At 64.3% G+C, this 17,802-nt stretch carries 16 protein-coding genes; 9 read left to right on the top strand and 7 right to left on the bottom strand.

Going from position 1 to position 17,802, the window contains the following annotated elements:
• Nucleotides 1–81: 81 nt before the first annotated feature.
• Nucleotides 82–270, bottom strand: a complete 189-nt coding sequence (locus tag LOKO_RS13340; RefSeq protein WP_066450311.1) for a hypothetical protein — start codon at nt 268–270, stop codon at nt 82–84.
• A 130-nt stretch (nt 271–400) separates the two neighbouring features.
• Here LOKO_RS13340 and LOKO_RS13335 point away from each other — a divergent pair, with 130 nt between their 5' ends.
• The 3 genes from LOKO_RS13335 to katE all read left to right on the top strand — a co-directional run bounded on the left by LOKO_RS13335 (nt 401) and on the right by katE (nt 3,735).
• A complete protein-coding gene (locus LOKO_RS13335; protein WP_066450310.1) occupies nt 401–955 on the top strand; it encodes a DUF924 family protein in 555 nt (184 codons plus the stop codon).
• 84 nt (nt 956–1,039) lie between these two features.
• Nucleotides 1,040–1,282 carry a GlsB/YeaQ/YmgE family stress response membrane protein gene (locus tag LOKO_RS13330; protein WP_066450308.1) on the top strand — a complete coding sequence of 81 codons (243 nt, stop codon included), beginning with the start codon at nt 1,040–1,042 and terminating at the stop codon, nt 1,280–1,282.
• A gap of 221 nt (nt 1,283–1,503) precedes the next feature.
• Nucleotides 1,504–3,735 (top strand): catalase HPII, encoded by a 2,232-nt coding sequence (gene katE, locus LOKO_RS13325; protein WP_417935371.1) that lies wholly within the window; start codon nt 1,504–1,506, stop codon nt 3,733–3,735.
• Between the two features lie 89 nt (nt 3,736–3,824).
• Here katE and gabT read toward each other — a convergent pair whose 3' ends face one another.
• Complete coding sequence (gene gabT / locus LOKO_RS13320) at nt 3,825–5,117, bottom strand: 4-aminobutyrate--2-oxoglutarate transaminase (RefSeq protein WP_066450298.1); 1,293 nt, start codon at nt 5,115–5,117, stop codon at nt 3,825–3,827.
• Nucleotides 5,118–5,151: 34 nt separating this feature from the next.
• Nucleotides 5,152–6,597 (bottom strand): NAD-dependent succinate-semialdehyde dehydrogenase, encoded by a 1,446-nt coding sequence (locus tag LOKO_RS13315; RefSeq protein WP_066450295.1) that lies wholly within the window; start codon nt 6,595–6,597, stop codon nt 5,152–5,154.
• 208 nt (nt 6,598–6,805) lie between these two features.
• On the opposite strand from LOKO_RS13315, the gene LOKO_RS13310 reads away from it, so the two are divergent.
• Nucleotides 6,806–9,265 carry a DUF1266 domain-containing protein gene (locus LOKO_RS13310; RefSeq protein WP_066450292.1) on the top strand — a complete coding sequence of 820 codons (2,460 nt, stop codon included), beginning with the start codon at nt 6,806–6,808 and terminating at the stop codon, nt 9,263–9,265.
• Between the two features lie 239 nt (nt 9,266–9,504).
• Nucleotides 9,505–10,128 carry a C40 family peptidase gene (locus tag LOKO_RS13305; RefSeq protein ID WP_066450289.1) on the top strand — a complete coding sequence of 208 codons (624 nt, stop codon included), beginning with the start codon at nt 9,505–9,507 and terminating at the stop codon, nt 10,126–10,128.
• A 26-nt stretch (nt 10,129–10,154) separates the two neighbouring features.
• On the opposite strand, the gene LOKO_RS13300 is transcribed toward LOKO_RS13305, so the two are convergent.
• Entirely contained in the window at nt 10,155–11,042 is an 888-nt protein-coding gene (locus LOKO_RS13300; protein WP_066450288.1) for a LysR family transcriptional regulator, read from the bottom strand.
• 120 nt (nt 11,043–11,162) lie between these two features.
• On the opposite strand from LOKO_RS13300, the gene LOKO_RS13295 reads away from it, so the two are divergent.
• The gene (locus LOKO_RS13295; RefSeq protein ID WP_066450285.1) at nt 11,163–12,365 is read left to right on the top strand and encodes an MFS transporter; all 1,203 of its coding nucleotides are present in this window, start codon (nt 11,163–11,165) and stop codon (nt 12,363–12,365) included.
• Between the two features lie 22 nt (nt 12,366–12,387).
• Here LOKO_RS13295 and msrA read toward each other — a convergent pair whose 3' ends face one another.
• Nucleotides 12,388–13,014, bottom strand: coding sequence for a peptide-methionine (S)-S-oxide reductase MsrA (gene msrA / locus LOKO_RS13290; protein ID WP_066450282.1), 627 nt, complete (start codon nt 13,012–13,014; stop codon nt 12,388–12,390).
• 181 nt (nt 13,015–13,195) lie between these two features.
• On the opposite strand from msrA, the gene LOKO_RS13285 reads away from it, so the two are divergent.
• Together LOKO_RS13285 and LOKO_RS13280 are read left to right on the top strand one after the other, a co-directional pair.
• Complete coding sequence (locus tag LOKO_RS13285; protein WP_083517733.1) at nt 13,196–15,436, top strand: FAD-dependent oxidoreductase; 2,241 nt, start codon at nt 13,196–13,198, stop codon at nt 15,434–15,436.
• Between the two features lies 1 nt (nt 15,437).
• The gene (locus LOKO_RS13280; RefSeq protein WP_066450279.1) at nt 15,438–16,070 is read left to right on the top strand and encodes a CDP-alcohol phosphatidyltransferase family protein; all 633 of its coding nucleotides are present in this window, start codon (nt 15,438–15,440) and stop codon (nt 16,068–16,070) included.
• A gap of 78 nt (nt 16,071–16,148) precedes the next feature.
• Here LOKO_RS13280 and LOKO_RS13275 read toward each other — a convergent pair whose 3' ends face one another.
• Nucleotides 16,149–16,631, bottom strand: a complete 483-nt coding sequence (locus LOKO_RS13275) for an FKBP-type peptidyl-prolyl cis-trans isomerase (protein ID WP_066450276.1) — start codon at nt 16,629–16,631, stop codon at nt 16,149–16,151.
• A 207-nt stretch (nt 16,632–16,838) separates the two neighbouring features.
• Between LOKO_RS13275 and LOKO_RS13270 the strand changes: the two genes are divergently transcribed.
• Nucleotides 16,839–17,123 (top strand): hypothetical protein, encoded by a 285-nt coding sequence (locus LOKO_RS13270; protein WP_066450263.1) that lies wholly within the window; start codon nt 16,839–16,841, stop codon nt 17,121–17,123.
• 108 nt (nt 17,124–17,231) lie between these two features.
• Here the strand turns inward: LOKO_RS13270 and LOKO_RS13265 are convergent, their stop codons facing one another.
• Nucleotides 17,232–17,699: an outer membrane lipoprotein gene (locus tag LOKO_RS13265; RefSeq protein ID WP_066450259.1), complete on the bottom strand. Its 468-nt coding sequence runs from the start codon at nt 17,697–17,699 to the stop codon at nt 17,232–17,234.
• Nucleotides 17,700–17,802 lie beyond the last annotated feature (103 nt).

The following is a 17,802-nucleotide window of genomic DNA, read 5'->3' as shown; positions in this document are numbered from 1 at the left end:
GGCGACGTCTGGCAAGGCGTTGCCGGCCCGGCAGGAGAGTGCAGGCGAGTATTGAGACAAGCGGTTGCGGGATGCCCGGCATCAGGGGGCCGTGGCCAGCATCTTGTAGAACAGCGGCAGGGCGGCAACCAGAAAGCCGATGACGGCCAGTGAATAACCCGGCCAGCGATGGCGCATGCGCTGGGCCAGGGTCAGGCCGACCAGGCAGATCGCCAGGCCGATCAGGTTGAAGACCAAGGTGAACATTTCGATCAGTTCCTGGGGGGACATGCGTGCTCCTGCAATTGACGACGGCTAACTGGGGGGATCGCCCTCAGAGTGCTACTGTCATCATATCAGGCTGCGATAACCGAACCGAATGCGGCCAGGGTGCGCGTTATCTGAACAGCGAGGATGTGACATGGGCGATACGCTACCGAGTGCCGACGACGTGGTCGGCTACTGGTTTGATGAGCTGTCCCCCGGACAGTGGTTTCGCAAGGATATCGAACTCGATACAGAGATCGGCCAGCGCTTCTTCGGCTTGCACCGGGCGGCCGCAGCAGGGGAGCTCTGGCAGTGGCGCCGGTCGGCCACGGGGCGTCTGGCCGAGATCCTTGTGCTCGACCAGTTTTCCCGAAACCTTTTCCGTGGCCTGCCGGGGTCCTTCACACAGGACCCCATGGCGTTGGTGTTGGCCCAGGAGGCAGTGGCGCAGGGCCAGGACCAGGAACTCGACATGAGCGAGCGCGCCTTTCTCTATATGCCCTACATGCACAGCGAGTCGCTGAAGATTCACGACGAAGCCCTGCGTCTGTTCGATCAGCCGGGTCTGGAGGATAACCTGGGCTTCGAGCAGCGACACCGGGATATTCTCCTGCGCTTCGGCCGCTACCCCCACCGCAATGCCATACTGGGTCGCGAGTCGACCGATGAGGAACTGGCTTTTCTCATGGAGCCCGGCTCGTCATTCTGAGCGACGCTTTCCCGTGGCCTCGTACTGAGGCACCATTGGGAACATCCGAGCATTCGGGCATCACAACAAGGAAGGAGAGACGATATGGGTTTGATCGCTTGGCTGATTATCGGTGGTCTCGCTGGCTGGATTGCCGGCAATATCATGCGTGGCGGTGGCTTCGGTATTCTGGCCAATATCGGCGTGGGTATCGTGGGTGCGGTGATCGGGGGATTTCTGTTCAGCTTGCTGGGACTGCAGGCCGGGGGTTTTATCGGTTCGCTGGTGACTGCGACCGTGGGTGCCGTGGTGCTGTTATGGATTATCTCGAAGGTCAAGGAGGCGTAGCGCGGTAAATGCCCTGACTGGAAGCAATACGGCCCGGTAATTACCGGGCCGTATTGCGTCTGGCCGTGACATTACCCACCGTGACATGGCTCGTCCGCTGGGCCTGTCCAAAGCCGAATGGGAAGGGCGGTTGTCGCCAGGCTTCCTCATCGAGTGGCGGCCATCGACGGACGGACTTTAACGCGATAAACGTTATCTTTTGTACGCATAACCTGAGCTGATTGGCAGCGAGTCGATGCCGGACTACCTTTCAATCGAAGCAGGTAGAAACCGATGGAACGATACTGCCACAGGAGCGTGACATGGCGAAAAATCCCCACACCAATCCCAATAGTGGCGAAGCCAACGATACGGACTTCAAGACCGACGAACAGAGCAAGTCGGAGAACCTGGAAAAGTACCGCAGCGATGCCACGGGGCATGACCTGCGCACCAATCACGGCACGCGGATTGCGGACAACCACAACTCGCTGAAGGCCGGCGAGCGTGGCCCCACGCTGATGGAAGACTTTGCCTTCCGCGAGAAGCTCAACCATTTCGACAATGAGCGCATACCCGAGCGTATCGTCCATGCCCGGGGTGCCGCGGCCCACGGCTATTTCCAGCCCTACGACAACGCCGCCCAGTACTCCAAGGCGGGGCTGTTCCAGGACCCCGGCAAGAAGACACCGGTATTCGTGCGCTTCTCGACGGTACAGGGTGCCCGCGGCTCCAACGACACCGTGCGTGACGTGCGCGGCTTCGCCACCAAGTTCTACACCGACGAAGGCGTCTGGGACCTGGTCGGCAACGATATGCCGGTCTTCTTCATCCAGGATGCGATCAAGTTTCCCGATTTCGTGCATGCGGTGAAACCGGAGCCGCACAACGAGATTCCCCAGGGCCAGTCGGCCCATGACACCTTCTGGGACTTCGTCTCGCTGATGCCGGAGTCCACCCATATGGTGCTGTGGACCATGTCTGACCGGGGCTTCCCGCGGCACTACCGCAACATGGAAGGCTTCGGGGTTCACACCTTCCGTCTGATCGACAAGCAGGGCACGTCGCGCTTCGTCAAGTTCCACTGGAAGCCGCTGGCCGGTACCTGTTCATTGATCTGGGATGAGGCGCAGAAGCTGTGGGGCCGCGACCCCGACTTCAACCGCCGCATGATGTGGGAGGACATCGAGAACGGCGATTTCATCGAGTTTGAACTGGGTATCCAGGTGGTGGAAGAGGAGGACGAGCACAGCTTCGATTTCGATATCCTCGACCCCACCAAGCTCATTCCGGAGGAGGTGGTGCCGGTTACCCTGATCGGCAAGATGGTGCTGAATCGCAACCCGGACAACTACTTCGCCGAGACCGAGCAGGTGGCCTTCAATCCCGGCCATGTGGTACCGGGCATCGATTTCTCCAACGACCCGCTGCTACAGGGGCGGCTGTTCTCCTACCTCGATACTCAGATGCTGCGTCTCGGCGGACCGAACTTCCACGAGATTCCCATCAACCAGCCGGTCTGTCCGTTTCACAACAACCAGCGTGACTCGATGCATCGTCAGACCATCAACAAGGGCCAGGCCTCCTACGAGCCCAACTCCATCGATGGTGGCTGGCCAAGCGAGACTCCGCCGGCGCCGGAGAACGGTGGTTTCGAGAGCTATCACGAGCGCATCGATGCCCACAAGATCCGTGCGCGCAGCGACTCCTTCGGCGACCACTACTCCCAGGCCACGCTGTTCTGGAACAGCCAGACCGACGTGGAGAAGGAGCACATCATCGCCGCCTACGCCTTCGAGCTTTCCAAGGTGCAGCGGCCCTGGCTTCGCGAGCGGGTGATCCAGGAGATCCTGCCCAATATCGATCTGGAACTGGCGCGTCGGGTCGGCGAGATGCATGGCGTCGAAACCCCGAGCAGCAAGCCCGCCCCGGCCGAGCAACTGGGCAAGAGTTCGCTTGCCGAATCGCCTGCCCTGAGCCTGATGGCGCGCCTGCCGGGCAATATCCGCTACCGCAAGGTCGCCATCCTGGTGGCGGATGGCGTCGATGCCGAGCAGGTCGAGGCGGTCAAGCAGAAGCTGTCGGCCGAGGGCGCCGAAGGCCTCGTCGTCGCGCCCAGCATGGCGCCGGTCAAGGGTGCCAATGGCCAGACCGTGACGCCGGACGCCATGCTCAACGGCATGCCGTCGGTGGCGGTAGATGCAGTGATCGTGGCAGGTGGTGACCAGAGCGCGACAGCCCTGTCCGAGTCCGGGCTTGGCCGCTACTACGTGCAGGAGGCCTACAAGCACCTGAAGGTGATTGCCGCCGTGGGTGAGGGACAAGAGCTGTTGGCAGCCGCCAATGTGCCCACCGGGGAGGAGGGCATCGTGCTGGGCGGCACGGTGGACGATATCTTCACCCCGTTCAGCCAGGCCTTGGGACAGCACCGCGTATGGTCACGCGACGGCAAGGCAAATGATATGCCGGCCTGAGCCTAGTTGAGCTAGACAGTAGATAGAGCACGCAAAAAACGCCTCACCGGCCATGGGCGGTGAGGCGTTCTTTTGAGGTCAGTCGTCGATCAGGCGGTGGCCTTGCTGCCCACCAGCTCCTTGAGCGACTCCTCGACGATGGCGAGGCCTTCCTCGAGGATCTCGTCCTCGATGGTGACGGGCATCAGGAAGCGGATGGTGTTGCCGTACAGGCCGCAGGAGAGCAGGATCAGGCCCTTCTCGCGGGCCTTCTTGCACAGCGCGCCGGCGAGGTCGGCATCCGGGGTGTGGTTCGCCTTGTTGGACACCAGGTCGAGTGCCGCCATGGCGCCCATGTTGCGGCCGTTGTCGACACAGTCGAAGTCCTCCTGCCATTGGGCGAAGCGCTTGGCCAGCTTGTCGCCCAAGGCCTGGCTCTTGCCCAGGATATCTTCACTCTCGAAGCCCTCGAGCACCGCCAGTGCCGCGGCACAGGCGGTGGGGCTGCCGGTATAGGTGCCGCCCAGGGAGTTGGGGCCGGAGGCGTCCATGTGCTTGTCGGTGCCCACCACGGCGGAGATCGGCATGCCGTCGGCCATGCTCTTGGCCATGGTGATGATGTCCGGCTCGACGCCGCTGTGCTCGATGGCGAACATCTTGCCGGTGCGCCCGAAGCCGCTCTGGACCTCGTCGACGATCATCAGCATGCCGTGCTCGTCGCAGATCTCGCGGATCGCCTTGAGGAAGCTGGCCGGTGCCGGATAGAAGCCGCCCTCGCCGAGTACCGGCTCCAGCACGATGGCGGCGGTGTCCTTGGGATTGGCGTCGGTCTTCAGTGCCATCTTCAGGCCGCGCAGCGCTTCGTCCTCGCTGACGCCGTGATAGGGCACCGGGTAGGGGGCGCGGAAGACGTTGCCCGGCATGGTCCCGAAGTCGGTGGCGTAGGGGGCGACCTTGCCGTTCATCGCCATGGTCATGAAGGTACGGCCGTGGTAGCCGCCGTCGAAGCAGATCACGTTGTTCTTGCCGGTGGCGGCCCGGGCGATCTTGACGGCGTTCTCCAGTGCCTCGGCGCCGGAGTTGGCCAGCATCACCTTGGCGTGGCCGCGCACCGGGGTCACCTGGCTGAGCTTCTCGGCCACCCTGACGTAGCCTTCATAGGGCATCACCGTCTGGCAGGTATGCATGACCTTGTCGAGCTGCGCCTTCACTGCCTCGACTACCTTGGGGTGACGATGTCCGATATTGAGCACGCCGATGCCGCCGGCGAAGTCGATGATGCGATTGCCATCGGCATCCCAGATCAGTGCATTCTCGGCGCGATCGGCGAACTGGGTCGCCGGGCTGGCGGCGCCATTGGCGACATAGCGCTGCTTGAGTTCGTTGAGCTGTGCGTTATTCATCAAACCTGTCTCCTTGGAAAGACGTTGCGGGCGATCAAAGGCCGCCGACACAGACGTATTTTAGTTCAGTGAATTCATCCAGGCCGTGGTGAGAGCCTTCCCGGCCCAGCCCCGATTCCTTGACGCCGCCGAAGGGAGCCAGCTCCGTGGAGAGGATCCCTTCGTTGATAGCCACCATGCCATATTCCAGGCCCTCCATCACATGCCAGATTCGCCGATAGTCTCGGGCATAGAAATAGGCCGCCAGACCGAATTCGGTGGCATTGGCCATGGCAATGGCCTCCTCATCGCTGTCGAAGCGAAAGACCGGCGCCAGGGGGCCAAAGGTCTCCTCCGTGGCGACCCGCATCTGGGGGGTGACATCGGCGATCACCGTGGGCTCGAAGAAGGTGCCGCCCAGGCCATGGGGCTTGCCGCCGCAGACCAGTCGGCCACCCTTTTCCAGGGCATCGGCGATGTGTGCCTGGACCTTCTCCACCGCGGCCCGGTTGATCAGCGGTCCCTGCACCACGCCGTCGTCCAGGCCGTTGCCCACCTTCATCTGTGCCACCTTGGCAGCCAGCTTGTCGAGGAAGGCGTCATAGACGCCATCCTGCACCAGCAGCCGGTTGGTGCAGACGCAGGTCTGGCCCGAGTTGCGGTACTTGGAGGCGATGGCGCCCTCCACTGCGGCGTCCAGGTCGGCGTCATCGAAGACGATGAAGGGGGCGTTGCCACCCAGCTCCATGGAGGCCTTCTTGACGGTGCCGGCGCACTGGGCCAGCAGGCGCTTGCCTACCGGCGTGGAACCGGTGAAGGAGACCTTGCGTACCCGCGGATCGGTGGTGAGCACCTCGCCGATCGCGGCGGGGGAACTTGCCGTGACCACGTTGAGCACACCGGCGGGGAAGCCCACGTCCTCGGCCAGCTTCGCCAGGGCCAGGGCGGTCAGCGGGGTGGCCTCGGCGGGCTTGATCACCACCGGGCAGCCCGCGGCGAGTGCCGGGGCACACTTGCGCGTGATCATGGCCAGGGGGAAGTTCCACGGCGTGATCGCCGCCACGACACCGATCGGCTCGCGAAACACCAGGATGCGCTTGTCGGTGCCGTGGCTGGGCAGTGTCTCGCCGGCCATGCGCTTGGCTTCCTCTGCGTAGAACTCCACGAAGGAGGCGCCGTAGGCGACCTCACCCATGGATTCGGCCAGCGGCTTGCCCTGCTCCAGCGTCATCAGCCGGGCAAGAGCCCCCTGGTTGGCCATGATGGCGTCGAACCAGGCCCGCAGGAGAGCCGCGCGCTGCTTGGCGGTCTGCCTGCGCCAGGCGGGCCAGGCGGCATCGGCAGCTGCCACGGCATCCCGGGCGGCGTCCGCGTCGAGATCCGCCACCTCGGCAAGCACCTCGCCGGTTGCGGGGTTGGTGACGGCAAAGCGATTAGGGCCTTCGCGCCACTGTCCGGCGATGTAGGCCTTGTCGATGATCATATCTGCAGGGAGTGGCATGGGGGCTCCAGGGGGAGTGGTGTTGATTATCTTGTCGCCTGAGTGTGCATTATTTAAAACGTTACGCCAAGCACTCTACTGTGGCGTGCTTTTTTTCCTGCTCCGTGTCATCGGCGCGAGCGGCACTTTCCGCTACACTAGGCGCCGATTTCCTGTTGGCGCGACATGACTGCGCCCTTTCCGTCGCGGCTGAACGTCGAGGTGAGCCTTGGTCGATCCCCTTTATGCCTGGTGGGCCCAACAGCTGGTGCTGTGTGATTGGGCCTTCGAGCCCGAACCCGTCAAGGTCGAGGCCGATGTGGCGACCTCGAGGCTGAGGGAGTTGGGTGTCACGGAGCGCGGCGAGCTCGGCTGGCGCCTGATCGAGGCATTCGGTATCAATAGCCCCGATCCGGCAGGACTGCTGGCCGCGCTCGAGCTCATCGCCCTGGCTGGCTCCGCCGGCTGGCTACCCGAGTCGCGTGTGCGCGACTGGGCGCTGCGACTTGCTGACGAGATCACTAGCCAGTACGCCAGCCTGGATGACTGGCACGAGGCGTTGCGCCATGCCAAGCGAGCCGAGGGCTGGGTGCGTGGTGACGATACCTTTGCGGAGGCCTGTGACGCCCTGGCGGTTCTTGAACACGATGGCGAGGGCATCACCTGGGACCGTATCTCCGAATGGGTGGTGGGCCGTAGCAAGACCCTGATGCTGTGGCCCGAGGCCCCGGAGGAGCGGGCATGGCGTCTGCGGGCAGCCTTCGCCCCGGTACTGGCTGCCCCGGCGGGTGTGGCCGACTGGCCCGAGGCGAAGGAGTGGCTGCTGGAGTATTGGCAGCTCGAAAGTCGCGAGGAACTGCTGCAGAGCCTGCTGTGGCTGGCAGGGCAGGGGCATCGCCAGGGCTGGGATCTGGATGCCACGCGTCTGCTGGATTCGGACGCTGCCGCACGCCAGGGCTGGCTCGATGGGCTGGCCGCCAGTGAGCGTGGCTATGGCAAGCTCATGCTGACGCTGGTGGAGCAGGGCGAGCCACTGGAGTGGGCCGCCTGGGACTGGCTGAGGTTGGTCGACCTGGCCTGGGCCGGGGCCTGCGTGGGCTGGCTCGACGAGACGGAAGCACGGGATTTTGCCACCCATGGCGCCGATCTGGTCCAGCGCCGATACAGCGACTGGTCGGCGGTGGCACGCGCCTATCAGCGTGGCCGCAGCCTGTTCGAGGGGCGAAACCGGCTCATGGACATGCGGGCCGACTGGGAGCTGCTTCTCCAGTCGCCGGTGAGCCCCTGGCGCGTGGCGCTGCAGGAGCTGCTGGACGAGGAGGTGCGTGAGGCGTCGCGCCATGCCATGACCGCCTGGCGTCGTTCTCCGCGCCACTGGGTGCTGGCGCTGGCCTCTGTGCGCGAGCCCGAGCTGGGAACCCGACAGGGGCCGCCCATGGCGGTCACGGTCGAGCGGCGCAACGATGCGCTGCGCTACCTGGACGAGACGCTGGGGCTGCACCCGGACGAAGGGGTGGAAGCCCTGTCCCGCTATTGGTTGCCCGCCCAGGCACATCACCTCAACCAGCTGGCCGCCGACGCGGCCCACGATGCCTTGCCGCAGGCCTTGACGCCTTTCGGCCGGCCCGAGGCCGCCGACCTGGCGACCCTGGTGAGTCTCCGCCAGGGCAGCCGTCATGCGGCTACCATTCATATGGCCGAGAAGTACGCCTTCTATCTGCAGATGGCCATGGACAGCGAGAGCTTTCAACCAGCCGCCCTGGAGGCACTCGCCGAAGCGTTGCGTGGCACCCTGTGCCGCTTCTATCCGGATATTCGGCGCCTGCTCGAGGCCTGGGCGCACTGGGAATCGCTGCTGCCCGAGGGCGAACACCCCCCATTGGTGGCCGAGATCCGTTGGCACCTCGACGACCCCGGCAGCCCTTTTCACTGGCTGGATTGGCAAAGTTCCGAATGGCAGGAGCCGGGGCCTCGCCCAACGCTTTCGCGCTTCACCGCCATGTCACTGGTCGGTCCGCTCAACAGTGCCGCCTGGAGTGAGCCTCATGTGGAGAGCGCACGGGAAGCCGTGTCGATCCGTGAATGGATCGACGGTCATTACGGCCTGCATGGGGAGTCGGAGCTGACCGAGTTTCTCGATTTCCTTCTCGAGGCGGGCGATCGGCAGGAGTACCAGATCAACTACGCGCCCTATACCCTCAATGAGCAGCGGCTCGCGTCAGAGATCGCCATGCTCGAATCCGGCGATTGCAGTGAGGAGGATCGCACCCACCTGCTGCGACTGCAGCGGGTGCGTGACAATGAGGATGGCTGCAACGAGCTGGACATGACCGCCTGGGACCTGGCCCAGGTGGTGGATCTGGCCATTGCCGGACGCCAATTGGGTTGGCTGGATGCTGCCGCCTTCAGCGTTATCCTGGATCGCGCCCATGCCCTGGCCGCCGGACACTACAGCGGTTGGGAAGCCTATGCTCACGGCCTCTATGCGGGCTTCTCCTTCTTCATGGGCGAGACCCCGGAGCGTGAGGCCTTCCTGGCCGGCTTCCGCCAGGCGCTGGTGGCCTGGCTTTCGGGTGCGCCTCCGCTGGCCGGACCCTGGGCGAGCCTGGACTTCCCCGGTGCCCGGCCACGCCACTGGGCGCCCCTGCATATCGATACATTGCCGGGTGATGGCAGAACATTACATTAGGGGCTCGCCATTTCAGGGCGATGTGGCTTATAGTCGTAAAGTTTGTTGAAACGGCTCCTTATACAGGGGCCTAAATCATGATAATAGCCAGTCGCCTCATAGGCCGCTCTGGCAGTGGTACAGGCAATGAAGCAAGATGCCGACGCACCACTACCACAGCGATTCCTGCGGGTTAATCAGGTAGAGCTCATGCTCGACCCGGGGAGGCGTGCGGCTCAGGGAACGAGGACGTTACCAAGATGGTAGCCACGAGATCGAGTCGTATCCTGATGCTCGGTGTGTCGCTGGCCCTGCTGGCCGGTTGCGCCAGCAGCACGAAGCAGTCGCAGAGCGGGGCCGACGACTACTTCGCCCTTAACCTGCCGGGTATGCCGGGATCCTGGAACCCCATGATGTCGCCGGTGGACAATCCCATTCTGCAAGCTCGAAGCCTGCATAATCCGCCTCCGGAGCTGGTTCGCCAGGCGCTGCTCGCCCAGCATGAGCGCTGGGCCGGAACGCCCTATCGACTGGGCGGTACCGGTGAACGGGGCATCGATTGCTCCGCACTGGTGCAGAATGTCTTCAGCGAAACCTTCCGCCTGGATCTGCCGCGCTCCACCGGAGAGCAGGTACATGCAGGGTCGCCGGTGTCGCGCGCGGAGCTTCAGGTCGGCGACCTCGTCTTCTTCCGCCCCCCGGGGCCCTACGATCACGTGGGCATCTACGTGGGTGACGGCTATTTCCTGCATGCCTCCACTTCTCAAGGCGTGATGCTCTCCGAACTCGACAATGTCTACTGGCAGCGCCATTTCTGGCAGGCTCGGCGGACGCTGGAGCCCACTACGCTGGCGCGGCGTGTCGCTTCGGCAGATGAAGGGTAGGATAGGTCGGGCCGGTTGGTGAATCACTAGAGCGAGTGTCGGTTCGCCTCGATGAACTCGGCGAAGGCGCTTTCCGCTCGGGAAAGGTAGGCCCCTTCGGCCCAGGCCAGAGACAGATCGAGCCAGGCCGGTGGGTCGAAGGAGACCGCCGCCAGCTCGGGTTCGTCGATCACCCGGCGCAGGAAGGTGGTGATGCCGAAGCCCTGGCGCACGATCGCCTTGGTCAGCGGAATCAGGTTCGACTGGAAGGCGACATTTGCCGAGTGGCCGGTCTGCTGTGACAGGGCATCGACGAACTCGCGATGAAAGTAGCCGTCCTGGAACAGCACCAGCGGCTCGGCGAAGAACTCCTCCGGACTCACCCCCTGCCTGCCAGCGAAAGGGTGAGTCCGTGGCACGCAGACCACCATCTCCTCGTGTACCAGCGGGCGTCGCTCCATTCGACGGCTCTGCTCGTCGTCGATCACCACCCCGAGATCCAGCTCCCCCGCGGCGATCATGTTCTGTAGTCGTCTGGCGCCGGCTTCCACCACGGTCAGGCGAATTCCCGGATGGCGCGACTTGAAGCCCATCAGCAGCGGCGGAAAGTAATAGGAGCCGAGCATCGACGGGATGCCGATGCGGACCTCGCCCTTGACCAGGCCGTGCAGCTCGCGCATGGCGAGGTGGGCGGCATCGGCGCGATCCAGCAACTCGCGGGCGTGACTCTGCAGGGCCTGTCCCTCCGGGGTGAGGCTGATGCGCCGCTCATGCCGATGAAACAGGGTCAGGTCCAGGTGGCGCTCCAGGTTGGCAATGGTCTGACTGATTGCCGACTGGGCGACGTGGAGCTCGCGAGCCGCGGCGCTGAATCCGCCCCGGTCGGCAACGGTGAGGAAAACGCGCAGTGCACGCAGGTCGAAGGGGAGTGACATGGTAGTCTCCTGAGACAGGCAGCTATAAGAGGATCAGATGGAAGTCATCTTTTTATGCTGTTTGCCTTATTATAGGCCGCAAGCGATCATGCCCGACAAGCCATCGCTGCAGGACATCGCATGATCACCGCACGTACCCCCGCCTGGTGGCGCGCCACCCTTGCGCTCTGCCTGGGCTCCTTCCTGGTCTTCGTCAACCTCTATGCCCCACAGCCGCTGCTGCCGGAGCTGCGCGAGGCCTATGGCGTCTCCACGCTGGGCATCAGCCTGATCATGTCGATCTCGACACTGGCCCTGGCGGGAGCGCTGCTGGTCTTCGGCCCGCTGTCGGACGCCATCGGTCGCGATACCATCATGCGGGTGACGCTGCTGCTGACGGGGCTCTGTTCGCTGGCACTGGCCTTCGCGCCCAATTTCGAGAGCCTGCTGGCGTTGCGCGCGCTACAGGGGTTCCTGCTCGGTGGTCTTCCGGCGGTGGCCATTGCCTGGATGGGGGACGAGTTCGACCGCCCCGCGCTGCTTTCGGCGGTGGGGCTCTATATCGGTGCCAACACCCTGGGGGGCATCGGCGGCCGCCTGATCGGCGGCGGGGCGGGAGAGCTGGGCGGTGCCAGCGCGGGCTTTCTGTCCGTGGGCCTGCTCACCCTGGTCGGCGTTGCCCTGTTCTGGAAACTGCTGCCGAGGGCGCGGGCGTTCACGACCCGGCGCTTCGAGCTGCGCGGTGCGCTGACAGACATTGCAGCACATCTGCGCCATCCGCTGCTGCTGGCGGCCTATCTGCTCGGTGGCATCAACTTCCTGATCTTCATCAACCAGTACAGCTACATCACCTTCCGCTTGGCCGATGAGCCGTTCGGCCTGGGCGCCCGTCTGCTGGGCATGATCTTCCTGACCTACCTGGGCGGCACCCTGAGCTCCATGCTGTCGGGGCGGCTGGCCGGCCACCTGGGGCAGCCGCTGTGCATGGTGCTGGGCATCCTGATCCTGCTGGGGGGAACGCTGGTCACCCTGTCGGCGTCGTTGCCCTGGATCATCGTCGGGCTGACGATCAATGCCGTGGGCTTCTTCCTGGCCCACTCCATGGCCTCGAGCTGGGTCAGCCGCCATGCCGAGAAGGCCCGGGGAAGCGCCTCTGCGCTCTATCTGGTCTTCTATTACGTGGGTGCCAGCCTGGGTAGCGCCTGGCTGGAGCCCTTTTGGCAATACGCGGGCTGGTCCGGCGTGGTGCTGGGCTCCTGGCTGCTGCTCGGCGTGACCTTGGGCATCGCCGTCTGGTTATGGCGTCGGGAGCGCGTGGTACAGCCCCTCGGCGTTGCCGGCTGAGGCGACCACTGGCCGAGCTGGCTCAGGGCTGGCCGAGGCCGCCGGCTTCAGTGCCCCAGACCTCTTCCAGGCGTCGTTCACGGCCGCAGGCGGCCTTGTAGTACTGGTAGCGCACCGGGTTCTTGCGGTAGTAATCCTGATGGTACTCCTCGGCCGGATAGAACGACTCGAAGGAAGCGATCTCGGTGGCGATGTCGCGCTCGAACCGTTCGGCCAGCTCGTCGCGGGTGCTCTCGGCCAGCTCGCGCTCCTCCTCGCTGCCATAGAAGATGGCGCTGCGGTAGGCTTCCCCCTGATCGCAGAACTGTCGGTCCACCGCAAAGGGGTCGATGTTGCGCCAGAACACATGCAGCAGGGTGGCATAATCGACCTGGTCGGGCTCATATTCCACCTTTACCACCTCGGCGTGGCCGGTGCCGCCGCCAACCACCTGTTCGTAGGTGGGGTTTTCCACATGACCGCCGCTGAAGCCCGAGGTGGTCGCGACGACACCCTCCACCTTGTCGAAGGCCTCCTCGACGCACCAGAAGCAGCCACCGCCGAAGATGGCCGTGGCGGTAGCCTCGGCGTCATCGCCCAGGGCGGGGCTGGCCATTGCCAGTGGCACTAGCGCAGGAATCAGCCATGGGAACCTCAGTGGCATTTTCATTATGGTGCACTCGCTGTAGCAGGGGGATGTCAGCCTTAGAGGGTGCGCTCATCGTCGGGGTTCCGTCTACCGCGAGATTACCGGATCGTGTAGAAGCCGTGTAAGGATAGCGGGCGGGCGCCGACGCAAGAGGACCGTACGACTCGATACAACGACTCGATGAATCAAGGGAGTGGAGCAGGTGGCAAAGCGACGTCTGATACTGGTGGCACTGATCGTCCTGGGGGTAGGGGCTTTTTTTCTCAGCGGGGCAGCTGACTTCCTGACCCTTGAGAACCTCAAGGCCGAACAGGCCCGCTTCCATGCGTGGCTGGCCGATGACCCTGTCACCGTCATTGGGGGCTTCTTCGTGCTCTATGTGGTAATGGCAGGGCTATCGTTGCCCGGTGCCACCCTGCTCACGGTACTCGGCGGGGCGCTTTTCGGCCTCGGCTGGGGCCTGCTGATCATCTCCTTCGCCAGCACCATCGGCGCCACCCTGGCGGCGGCGCTGGCCCGGACCCTGGCCCGCGGCCCCCTGGAAAAACGCTTCGCCCCGCAGCTCGAGCGCATCAATGCCGGTATTCGACGTGAGGGCGCCTTCTATCTGTTCACGCTGCGCCTGATTCCGCTGTTTCCCTTCTTTGTCATCAACCTGGTGATGGGGCTGACGCGGATGCGGCTGTGGACCTTCTACTGGGTCAGTCAGCTTGGCATGCTGCCGGGCACGGCGGTATTCGTGAATGCCGGCCGGGAACTGGGCAACCTGGAGAGCCTCTCCGGCATCCTGTCGCCGGGCCTGCTTGGCTCCTTCGTGCTCATCGGCCTCTTCCCCTGGCTGGCGCGGGGGGTGGTGGCCGTTGCCAAGCGTCGCCGGCTGGCGAGCCGCTACGACCGTCCGGCGCACTTCGATCATGACATCGTGGTCATCGGCGGCGGCTCCGCGGGCCTGGTGGCAAACTATATCGCGGCGGCGGGCAAGGCGCGGGGCGTACTGGTGGGGCGCGACAGGCTTGGCGGCGACTGCTTGAATACCGGCTGCGTGCCCTCCAAGGCGTTGATCCGCGCGGCCCGTGTCGCCAGTGAAGTGCGTGAGTCAGCACGGTACGGTATTCATGCTGGAGAACCACGGGTGGATTTCACGCAAGTGATGGGGCATGTCCATCATGCCATTCGCGAGGTGGAGCCCCACGACAGTCGTGAACGCTACGAGGGGCTGGGAGTCGAGGTGATTGCCGGCGAGGCCTGCCTGCTGGACCCATGGCGGGTGCAGGTCACGGGCGAGGAGGGAGAGCGGGTGCTCACTACCCGCCATGTGATCATCGCCAGCGGGGCGCGTCCTCGGGTGCCCGACCTCCCAGGGCTTGGCGATATCGAGGTGCTGACCTCGGACAACCTGTGGCAACTCGAGACCCTGCCTGGCCGCCTCGTCGTGCTGGGGGGCGGGCCTATCGGCTGTGAGCTGGGACAGAGCTTCGCCCGCCTGGGCAGCCAGGTGAGCCTGGTCGAGATGGGCAGCCAGCTGCTGCCGAGGGAAGATGTTGACACCGCTGCGGCGCTGCGTCAGCGGCTCGAGGCCGAAGGCCTGTCACTGTGGCTCGACACCCGGGCTGTCCGGGTGGAGGCGGGTGCCGGCCAGCAGGGGGGCCACGTGCTGGTGGTCGAGCGAGAGAGCTCGACAGGCGAGACGTTGACCGAGCGGCTCGACTTCGACGAGCTCCTGGTAGCGGTGGGGCGAGCGGCCAATGTGGCGGGGATGGGCCTGGAGGCGTTGGGGGTGGAAACCCGCAAGGATGGTACCCTGGCGGTGGATGAGAGCCTGCAGAGTGTGCTGCCCAATGTCTGGGCCTGTGGCGACGTTGCCGGCCCCTTCCAGTTGACCCATGCCAGCGCTCACCAGGCCTGGCACGCCACGGTCAATGCCCTGTTCGGTGAGTTCAAGCGCTTCCGGGTCAGCTACCGGGCGCTGCCGGCCGTCACCTATACCGATCCGGAGGTGGCACGGGTGGGGCTCAGCGAGAAGGAGGCGAGGGCGCAGGGCACCGAGTTTGAGGTGACGCGCTATGACCTCTCCGAGCTGGATCGGGCCATTACCGAAGGGTTGACGGAAGGCTTCGTCAAGGTTCTCACGGTGCCGGGCAAGGATCGTATCCTTGGCGCCACGGTGGTGGGGCATGGGGCCGGTGAACTGCTGGCGGAGTTCACCCTGGCGATGACGCACGGGATCGGCCTTAACAAGCTGCTGGGAACGGTGCATCCCTATCCCACCTGGTCGGAGGCGGCCAAGGCCAGCGCCGGGGTGTGGAAGAATGCCCACAAGCCGGAGCGGGTGCTGGGCTGGCTTGAGCGTTATTTCGCCTGGCGGCGGAGTGACTCGGCAGGGGCGCGAACGCCGGTGGCACCACGGCAGGCCGAGAACGAAACTCGGGACATGAGGAGCTGAGATGCTGGATCGCTGGACCATGCCTTTGGCTCAAGGACCCTTGAACCGCCTGGCTGCGAGGCTGGCAAGGCGTCGGATTCGCCCCGATCAGGTAACGCTATGGGCTTTCCTGGTCGGCATGCTGGCGTTGCCGCTGTTGATCTTGGAGTGGTATCTGCCGGCGCTGGTGGTCATATTGCTCAATCGCCTGGGCGATGGGCTGGACGGCGCCCTGGCACGGATGACGGGGCAGGAAAGCGATGCCGGTGGGTTTCTCGATATCGGCCTCGACTTCGTCTTCTACGCTGCCGTGGTGCTGGGATTTGCCCTGGCCGATCCGGAGGCCAACGCCCTGGCAGCGGCATTTCTGCTGTTCGCCTTTATCGGCACCGGAACCTCCTTCCTGGCCTTTGCCATCATGGCGACTCGCCACGGACTGGAGCGGCCAAGGTTCCAGCAGAAGGCCTTCTACTATCTGCACGGGCTGACCGAAGGTACCGAGACGGTTCTGGCTTTCGTCCTCTTCTGCCTCTTTCCGACTCACTTTGCGCTGCTGGCCACGCTCTTTGCCATGGCGTGCCTGGTGACGACCGCCACGCGGCTGTGGGGCGGTTACCGGACCCTGGTGGCGCTCCGATCACCCGGCCAGGAATGACGAAGGGGCAGCCGTGGGGCTGCCCCTTCGCTATCAGCAAAGCTGCGTGCTATAGCGGCCCGCGCTGGTGAAGTCGGCTCAGTGCTCGACGCCGCCTTCGCCATGCACGTGACCGTGCTCGATCTCTTCCTGGCTGGCCTCACGCACGTCGGCGATCTCGACGTCGAAGTTCAGCTTCTGGCCGGCCAACGGGTGGTTGCCATCGACGGTGACGGTATCGCCTTCGATCTTGGTCACGGTAACCATCAGCGGGCCGCCCTGGGTCTGAGCCTGGAACTGCATGCCCGGCTCCACGGCCTCGACACCCTGGAAGGCATCACGCGGCACTTCCTGAACCAGCTGCGGCTGCACTTCGCCGTAGCCTTCTTCCGGGGCAACGGTGACATTGAGTTTCTCGCCGCTCTCGCGACCCTCCAGCCCCTTCTCCAGACCGGGAATGATATTGCCGGCGCCATGGAGGTAAGTCAGCGGCTCGCGACCTTCCGAGCTGTCCAGCACCTCACCTGCATCATTGGTCAGGGTGTAGTGGAACGCGACAACAGAGTTCTGCGCAATCTGCATTGATTAACCTTTCGGTGAGTGCATGTACGAACCATGGTAACGCGCCATCCCCGGGCTGTCAGGGGGGCGGGACAATTTTCAGGATCTCGCACAGTATCCTGAACAGCATTCACGCCATTTGGCGTGTTGCGTACTCAAGGAACCGAGGCTACCCTAGCGGGATTCCTTTTTTCGGACCCTACACCAACCTTCCGTGGAGCACGTCGCATGACCGAAATCGTGATCTGGTTGATCGCCTTTGCCCTTATCCTGTTCTTCAGTATCAAGCAGTGGGATGACTCCGTCAGCGCTGGCCTGAACAAGGTGCTGCCTCGCATCATCAAGAGCGGCGACGAGAACCGCTGGATCTGGAGCGTGGCGCTTGCGATCCTGGGCGCGACCACCCTGGTGCGTCCGGTCGACATGCTGCTGACGGTGATCGTGATCGCAATTCTGGCGCTGATCGCCAAGAAAGTCGTCTGCTGGGCGATGGGCAGGGCCAACTTCCACTGAGCCGAGCCACTTGACAGCATACTGAAAGACAGAAGGCCCGCGGCAAATGCCGCGGGCCTTCTGGTTGGTGGGGCCGAAGTCGCCATCGGCTCCCAGGCGTGGCGTCGCTCAGTATGGCGCCACGCTGACGTTGGCACCGCTACCGATCATGCGCACGCGCTGTCCGGTCTGGAACTGCCGATCGGCCTTCTGTACCACGACGATGTTCTGGCCATCGTCACGACGGATCTCCATCTCCCAGGCGCGAACCCGGTTGGCGGACTCCTCCACCGCGGTGCCGGCCACCGCACCGCCAAGTGCGCCGGCAACGGTGGCGAGCTGTCGGCCGGAGCCGCCGCCTACCTGGCTGCCCAGCAGGCCACCGACCACGGCGCCGCCACCGGTGCCGATGGCCCCGCCCAGGCGACTGTCAGCCTGAATCTGGACCTGGCGCAGGGCGGTGATGGTGCCGAATGTCACGGTCTGGCTGGTCTGTGCCTGGCTGCCCCGGTAGACGTCGCCGCCCATGGGAGCGGTATTGGCACAGCCCGCCAGGGTCAACGCGCCAAGGGCCAGTACGGGAAGAAGACGCTTCATGAAAAACCTCCTGGGGAGCAGCACGGTGGGGGCTTTCCTGCCCGTTCTCGATACCGCCTTGTTATGGAAACGCTGTTTGCTAACTAGCTTACCCAGTCATCGA

The organism is Halomonas chromatireducens, from assembly GCF_001545155.1.
In the GTDB taxonomy this organism is placed as follows: domain Bacteria; phylum Pseudomonadota; class Gammaproteobacteria; order Pseudomonadales; family Halomonadaceae; genus Halomonas; species Halomonas chromatireducens.
The sequence above is the reverse complement of the archived record's forward strand: the minus strand, read 5'-3'. Positions and strand labels throughout refer to the sequence as shown.